Consider the following 7,936-nt stretch of genomic DNA (forward strand, 5'->3'; position numbering starts at 1 on the left):
TGTTTAGTCTGCTAATCCCCGGTTCACCAGCATCGGCTCGCTATACGGTGCATGTCCGCGCCACTCGTCATATAACGCTTTGAGATCCTGGCTATTCCCACGCGACAATATTGCCTCGCGGAAACGCTGGCCGTTTTTAGCGGTTAACCCGCCCTGCTCCACAAACCATTGGTAGCCATCATCCGCCAGCATTTGCGTCCAGATATAGGCGTAATACCCCGCGGCATAACCGCCGCCAAAAATATGGGCGAAGTAGCTGCTGCGGTAACGAGGCGGCACGGCTGCCAGGTTAATCTGCTCACGCTCGAGCGCATCGGCTTCAAACTGTTCCACATCATCCACCACGCTTTCAGCTGGCAGACTGTGCCAGGTCATATCCAACAATGCGGCTGAAAGCAACTCCGTCATGTCGTAGCCTTTATTGAATTGCGCGGCGCGGAATAACTTCTCTTTTAGCGCCTCTGGCATGGGTTCGCCGGTTTGATAATGGCGCGCATAATGAGCAAATACTTGCGGTTCACGCGCCCAATGCTCGTTGATTTGCGAAGGGAATTCGACAAAATCGCGTGGCGTGTTGGTGCCGGAAAGCATCGCATAACGTTGGGTCGCAAACAGCCCGTGTAGCGTATGGCCAAACTCATGGAACAGCGTTACGACGTCATCCCAGGAGATCAGTGCTGCTTCACCGTTTGCCGGTTTGCTGTAGTTGCAGACGTTGTAAATCACCGGTGCGGTTTCAAGCAACGTGGATTGATCCACAAAGTTGCCCATCCATGCGCCGCCACCTTTGCTGTCGCGGGCAAAAAAATCGCCATAGAACAGCGCCATACCGCGCCCGTCTTTATCGAAAATTTCCCACACCCGCACATCGTCGTGATAAACGGGAATATCAAAACGTTCAACAAAGCTCAGGCCGAAAAGCTGACTCGCCGCCCAAAAGACGCCATTGGTTAACACGTTATTGAGTTCAAAATAGGGTTTAATTTGCGCCTCATCGAGGTCGTATTGCGCGTGCCTGACTTGTTCGGCATAGAATGCCCAGTCCCAGGCCTGTGCTTTGAAATCGCCCTGCTGCTGGTCAATAACCTGTTGAATATCGGTTAATTCACGCTGTGCACGTGCGGTCGCCGCGGGCACGATATCACGCATAAACTGCAATGCAGCCTGTGGGGTTTGGGCCATTTGGTCGGCAATTTTCCAGGCGGCGTAGTTCTCAAACCCCAGCAGTTGCGCTTGTTCCGCACGCAACGTCGCGAGGCGAGCCACAATGGCGCGCGTATCGTGGCTGTCGTTGTGTTGAGTCCGCTCCCAACCTGCTTTAAACAACCGTTCACGCGTTTGGCGGTTACGTAACGATTGCAGCGCCGGTTGTTGGGTAAAATTCAGCAGCGGAATGACGTATTTCCCATCCAGACCTTTTGAAGTGGCATGTTGCGCCGCAGCGGCAATTTCCGCAGGGGTTAACCCGTCAAGTTGCTCCACGTTGTCAACCACCAGCCCCGCGGCTTTATTGGCTGCGTGCAGGTGGTTATTGAACTGGCTGTTCAACTGCGCGGCTTCTTTATTCAGCACTTTCAGGCGCGCTTTTTTATCGTCACTAAGAGTGGCACCCGCAAGGGTAAAACTCTGCCAGACGACCTCAATCAAACGCAGGGATTCGTCATCAAGACCGAGGGAAAGGCGACGCTGGTACACGCTATTTAAACGTGAAAACAACACGCTGTTCAGGCGCATTTCATCTGCGAGTTCGGCTAATTCGGCGGCAAACTCTTCATCCAGTTGTTGCAGGTAATCATTGGTATTTGCCGCGGTCATGGCGAAGAAAACTTGGGTTACGCGCCCCAACATTTGTCCGGTTTTTTCCAGCGCCAGGTAAGTATTCTCAAAGTTGGGTTCAGCGGGGTCATGAGCAATCGCCGCTACCTCTTCACGCTTAATGCGTTTGGCCTCGTCAAAAGCCGGACGATAATGGCTGTCTTTGATGTCATCAAAATGAGGGGCTTGATAAGGCAATAAACTGAGGGAAAAAAACGGATTAACTGACAGCATCCTGAACTCCTGAAGTAAGGCCAGCAGTAAGATGGAAGAGGCTCACGCATTTCCACCCTACGAGGAAAGTTAAATGATTGTAGGGCGGTTAAGCGTAAGCGTCATCCGCCAAGCTCAACTCGCCGCCTGATACACAGCAATTAACTCTGCGGCAATGGCCACAGCAATTTCTGTAGGGAGTTTACCTTTGACTTGCGCCAGCCCCACCGGGCAGCGCAAGGTACTCAGTTGGTCAGCCGTCACCCCTTTTCCCGCCAGCCGATACTCGAAGCGCTGGCGCTTGGTGTGCGATCCAATCAGGCCAAGATAGCGGTAGTCGCCACGTTTAAGTATCGCTTCGGTCAATTCCAGATCCCGAGGATGGCTGTGGGTCATCACAATAAAATAGCTGTTCGCAGGTGCTGCGTGTACGGCATCCAGTGGATCATCAGTCTGCACGATATGCACCCCTTGGGGTACGCAGGCAAACGAATCTGGGCGTTCATCAACCCAGGTAATGTGACAGGGTAACGTTGATAACAGCGCCACCAGCGCTTGCCCGACGTGGCCTGCGCCAAAAACGATAATTTGAGGTTGTGCTTGAATCAGCGGTTCAAATAACACCGTCGTCATCCCACCGCAACACTGCCCAAGCCTTGCGCCCAGATTAAAATGCTCGGTATGCGGCACCGTGCTTTGGTTTTCTAGCATTGCACGTGCCATGGCGACAGATTGATATTCCAGGTGCCCACCGCCAATAGTCAGATAAGTATGCTCGCGCCCAACAATCATTTTAGTGCCACAGTTTCTCGGCACCGAGCCTTTATCCGCCAGCAGAGTCAGCAACACACAAGGTTCGCGACGCTCGCGCAACTGCATCAGAATACTTATCCACTCATCGTCGTTCATAGCACCTCCTGACAACCCCAGAATACGCGTTCCGGGGTGGCGGGGGCATCCAGCATCGGGTGTTTACGGTATTCATTTACGCTTGCTACGGCGTCTTGTAAGGCGCACCACACGGAAATTCCCAGCATAAATGGCGGTTCACCAACAGCTTTGGAACGGTAAACCGTGTGCTGAGGATTGGCATGATTTTCGAGCAGGCTCACCCGCAGGTCGGCTGGCACATCGCTGATTGCCGGGATTTTGTAACTCATGGGACTGTCAGTCAACAACCGTCCTTTGTCATCCCAAACCAACTCTTCACAGGTTAACCAACCTGCGCCTTGCACAAATCCACCTTCAATTTGCCCAATGTCGAGTGCAGGGTTCAGCGAATTGCCAACGTCATGCAGAATATCCGTACGCAACAGGCGATACTCTCCGGTCAGCGTGTCAATGATGACTTCCGAACAAGCCGCGCCGTATGAGAAGTAATAGAACGGCTGCCCGCGTCCGGCAGCGCGATCGTAATGAATGCCCGGCACTTTGTAGAACCCGGTGGCAGACAGCGGCACCTGGTTTAGCCAGGCGAGGTTTGCTATCTCATTAAAAGTAAAATGCCGCCCTGGGACTTTCACCACGCCGTTACGAAACACCACTTGTTCCGCTTCGCAACTGTGCAAACGGCAGAGCATTTCTACCAGCCGTTCTTTAATAGTGAGTGCAGCGATTTCCGCCGCTTTACCGTTAAGATCCGCACCCGATGAAGCCGCCGTCGGCGATGTATTCGGCACTTTGCCGGTATTCGTTGCCGTGACCTGAATCTGCTCAACGGGTATTTGCAACACCTCAGCGACCACCTGTGCCACTTTAGTATTTAATCCCTGGCCCATTTCTGTGCCGCCATGATTTAGCTGCACAGTGCCATCAGTGTAAATCAGTATTAACGCCCCAGCCTGGTTGAGGAAACTGGAGGTAAAGGAGATGCCAAATTTTACCGGCGTGAGCGCCAGGCCACGTTTTAGCACCGGGCTTGTGCGGTTAAACGCTCTGATCTGCGCGCGGCGCTGAGGGTAATCGGCACTCGTCTCAAGCTGGCGGGTGATTTCCGGCATGATGTTGTGTTCAACGGTTTGATGGTAGTGCGTGACATTGCGCTCGGTGTCGCCATAGTAGTTGCGCTTGCGAACATCCAACGGGTCAAGGCTCAACTCGCGGGCAATGTGGTCCATAATCTGTTCAATGGCGACCATGCCCTGCGGCCCGCCAAATCCGCGGTAGGCAGTATTGGACGCCAGATTGGTGCGGCAGCGATAGCCAGTAATTCGCGCATCACCGAGGTAATAAGCATTATCAGCGTGAAACATCGCGCGATCGCAGATAGATCCGGAGAGATCCAGCGAATACCCGCAGTTTGCTGCCAGATCGATTTTCACCCCATTTAGCATGCCTTCATCGGTGAACCCCACCTCATAACGCACAAAAAATGGATGCCGCTTACCGGTAATACGCATGTCGTCGCGCCGTGATAGACGCATTTTGGCTGGGCGCCCGGTTAATGCCGCCACCAAGGCTGCGTGGCAGGCAATCCCCGCCGCCTGGGTTTCTTTGCCACCAAACCCGCCCCCCATACGGCGCATATCCACCGTCACTTTGTTCATCGTGATGCCAAGTACCGAGGCCACTAGCTTCTGCACTTCAGTCGGATGTTGAGTAGACGACCAGACCGTGACACAACCATCTTCACCAGGCTGTACGACTGCAATCTGCCCTTCAAGATAAAAGTGTTCCTGGCCGCCAATATGAAATTGCCCCTGGATACGGTGCGGTGCGGTGGCAAGCGAAGCATCGGCATCGCCGCGTTGATGAACATGCGGTTCCTGGACATAGAGTTCACGCCGTAAAGCCTCTTCTACATCCAGCACCGGTTCGAGGACTTCATATTCGATAATGGCCTTTTGCGCGCCAGCGCGTGCCGCTTCTGGGGAGTCGGCCGCCACCGTCAGGACCACCTGGCCGTGATATTCAACTTTGTCGCGGGCAAACAGTGGGTCGCCTGGTTCTAACGGGCCAATATCCAGCTCCCCCGGCACATCCTGCCAGCCAAAAATACGCACCACACCAGCAACGGTGTAACACGCAGAAATGTCGATATTGAGGATCCGTGCATGCGCGTACTGGCTGAGAACCGGGCACAAGTACAGCATTCCTGGTAGTGTCAGTTTGTCGTCGATATATTCCGCTTTGCCGCTGACATGTTTATCCGCACTTTCATGCTTGCGACTTTCGCCTGCGCCACCGCGCATTTTGCGAGAAAACTGCTCGATTAATGCCTGTTCTTGCAGGCGCACTGGATTAGTTGACATAGTGTTGTACCTCCAGCGCATGAGTCGGCTCAGTGTGTTGTAGCACCAGGCGTCGCAGCAGGTTTTGTGCGAGTTTCAGTCGATAGGCTCCCGTACCCCGGAAATCGCTGAGCGGTTGAAAATCATCGGCCAATGCCGTGCATGCCTGAGCCAGCGTTTGCGGGTTGAGCGGCAAACCGATCAGGGCATTTTCAGCGCCTTTCGCTCGCGCCGGAACCGCCGCCATGCCACCAAATGCCAGCCGAGCTCGCGTCACAACCCCCTCATCAACGTGGAGATTAAACGCACCAAACACCGTAGAAATATCATCATCTAACCGTTTGGAGACTTTCCATGCGCTGAATGTCGGGGAAACCGCTTCCCGTTCAATGAGAACCGCACTGATAAACTCCCCCGCCTGCAAAGCGGTTTTGCGATAACTAAGGAAGAATTCATCAAGTGGCAGAATGCGGACGGTGTCCGTGCTACGCAGTTCAAGACTGGCTCCGAGTGCTAGTAGCATCGGCGCACCATCACCAATGGGCGAAGCATTCGCCAGGTTACCCGCCAGTGTGGCGTGATTGCGAATTTGTGTTGATGCAAAACGGTCCAGCACCTGCGCAAATGCAGGGATCAATGACTGCAATACGTCCTGACACGCCTGTAATGTTGCCATCGCGCCAATGCGGATGAGGTTATCGGTGACGGAAATCGTTTTGAGTTCATCCACCTGATTAAGCGAGATAATCAGCGGTAGCGTCTGGAATTGCTGCGTAATGGTCAGCGCCAAATCGGTGCCACCCGCCAGCAAACGAGCCTGCGGATTTTGCTGATAAAGCAACGCCAGTTGCTGAACGGTTTTGGGTAACAAGCAGCGGTTAGCTTGACTCAACTCGGCGGTCTGCGCGTGTTGCAGCGACTTTAAGCGTGCAACGGTTTGCGGCTCTGCTCGTGTAAACTGATCGGTATACGCGCCGCAACTTTGCTGCATCGCCTGAATAATCGGGCGATAGCCGGTACAACGGCAAAGGTTTCCTGCAAGATGCTTTTCGATATCTGGATGCTGTGGGTCGCCGTTATTTTTTTGCAATGCAAAACCTGACATCACAAAACCTGGGGTACAGAAACCACATTGTGAGGCATGGCAATCGGCCATCGCCTGCTGAACCGGGTGCAATTTGCCGCCTTCTGATAAGTCTTCAACTGTCAGCAATTGTTTGCCATCCAACTGGCTGATAAGCGTGATGCAGCTATTGGCGGTGTCATATCGCATTTTCTCGCCATCAACTTGCCCGAGCACCACCGTGCATGCACCGCAATCACCCGATGCGCACCCTTCTTTGCTGCCGCTACGCTGTTCGCTGCCGCGCAACCAGTTCAACACGGTAGTATTTGGGTCAACATCATCCAGGGTCTTTAATGTTTGATTGAGCAAAAATTGAATCATGCCGCAGCCTCCAGCGTGCCGCGAGCCCACACGCATTTGCCGTTAACCCAGGTGTGCCAGATGTTGCGATCATCGCCGAGCGTCATCAGCACGAACAATTTTTCATAAATACCCCGACTGTTGGCGTACCGCAGTTTCTGCAATGGTGTGACGGCTAAGTCCAGAACCACAAAATCCGCCTCTTTACCTGGCAAGAAGTTGCCGATTTTGTCATCTAAATCCAGCGCATGTGCCCCACCCAGCGTGGCGTGATAAAACGCTTCGCAGGCCGACAGTCGGTAGCCTTGCAACTGGCCGACTTTGTAAGCTTCGGCCAGGGTTTGTAGCATGTTAAAGGTGGTGCCTGCGCCAACGTCAGTGCCTATTCCCATGCGGATCCCCCGGTCATGGCACTGTTTGAGGTTAAACAGGCCGCTTCCCAGAAACAGGTTGGAGGTCGGGCAAAAAGCGATGGCCGATTCAGTACGGTGCAGGCAATCCCACTCGCATTCCTGTAAATGAATGGCGTGGGCAAATACGCTGCGTTTACCGGTTAGCTGGTACTGGTGGTAGACAGAAAGATAGCTTTCTGATTCCGGCCACAGGTCTTTCACCCATTCCACTTCCGCACTGTTTTCACTTAAATGGGTATGCAGCCAGGTATCCGGAAACTCCTCGTGCAGGGTCTGTACCACTTTGAGCAATTCAGGCGAAGACGTTGGGGCAAATCGCGGCGTCAGCGCATAGTTAAGACGCCCTTTTTTATGCCAGCGTTGAATCAGTTCACGGGTTTGCAGGTAACTTTGCTCTGGCGTTTCTGTTAAGTAGTCCGGCGCATTACGGTCCATCATCACTTTTCCGGCGATTATCCGCATGGCGAGATGTTCTGCCGCGCTGAAAAGTGCTTCAACCGACTGCGGATGCACAGTGCCAAACACCAGTGCCGTGGTTGTACCGTTGCTTAATAACTGGCTGAGGAAGAACGCCGACATTTTCGCCGCGTGTGAACTATCCTGAAACTGGCTCTCAACAGGGAATGTATAAGTCTGTAGCCATTCGAGGAGTTGCTCGCCATACGCGCCAATCATTTCTGTTTGCGGATAATGCAGATGGGTATCGACGAAACCTGGAATAATTAATTTGCCACGATAATCGACATAATCGCTTTCGCTACGCAAATGCGTACGCCCTTCTTCCCAAGGCACGAGCGCAACGATCATCCCTTCATTAAGAAATAACAGCGCATCTTCAT

5 protein-coding genes are annotated in these 7,936 nt (G+C 53.3%); all 5 read right to left on the minus strand.

Annotated elements, in window-relative coordinates:
- Positions 1–3 precede the first annotated feature (3 nt).
- The gene (gene dcp / locus VJY99_RS03320) at positions 4–2,049 is read right to left on the minus strand and encodes a peptidyl-dipeptidase Dcp (RefSeq protein WP_324116308.1); all 2,046 of its coding nucleotides are present in this window, start codon (positions 2,047–2,049) and stop codon (positions 4–6) included.
- A 114-nt stretch (positions 2,050–2,163) separates the two neighbouring features.
- A complete protein-coding gene (gene xdhC / locus VJY99_RS03325; RefSeq protein ID WP_324116310.1) occupies positions 2,164–2,937 on the minus strand; it encodes a xanthine dehydrogenase accessory protein XdhC in 774 nt (257 codons plus the stop codon).
- Positions 2,934–5,279: a xanthine dehydrogenase molybdopterin binding subunit gene (gene xdhB, locus VJY99_RS03330; protein WP_324116312.1), complete on the minus strand. Its 2,346-nt coding sequence runs from the start codon at positions 5,277–5,279 to the stop codon at positions 2,934–2,936. The genes xdhC and xdhB overlap by 4 nt, the downstream gene beginning before the upstream one ends.
- The gene (xdhA, locus tag VJY99_RS03335) at positions 5,269–6,705 is read right to left on the minus strand and encodes a xanthine dehydrogenase small subunit (RefSeq protein ID WP_324116314.1); all 1,437 of its coding nucleotides are present in this window, start codon (positions 6,703–6,705) and stop codon (positions 5,269–5,271) included. Before xdhA ends, xdhB begins: the two co-directional genes overlap by 11 nt.
- Positions 6,702–7,936 (minus strand): guanine deaminase (guaD, locus tag VJY99_RS03340; protein WP_324116316.1); only part of this gene is annotated, 1,235 nt, incomplete at its 5' end. The genes xdhA and guaD, both read right to left, overlap by 4 nt.

Source organism: Buttiauxella sp. (assembly GCF_035271705.1).
Classification (GTDB): Bacteria; Pseudomonadota; Gammaproteobacteria; order Enterobacterales; family Enterobacteriaceae; genus Buttiauxella.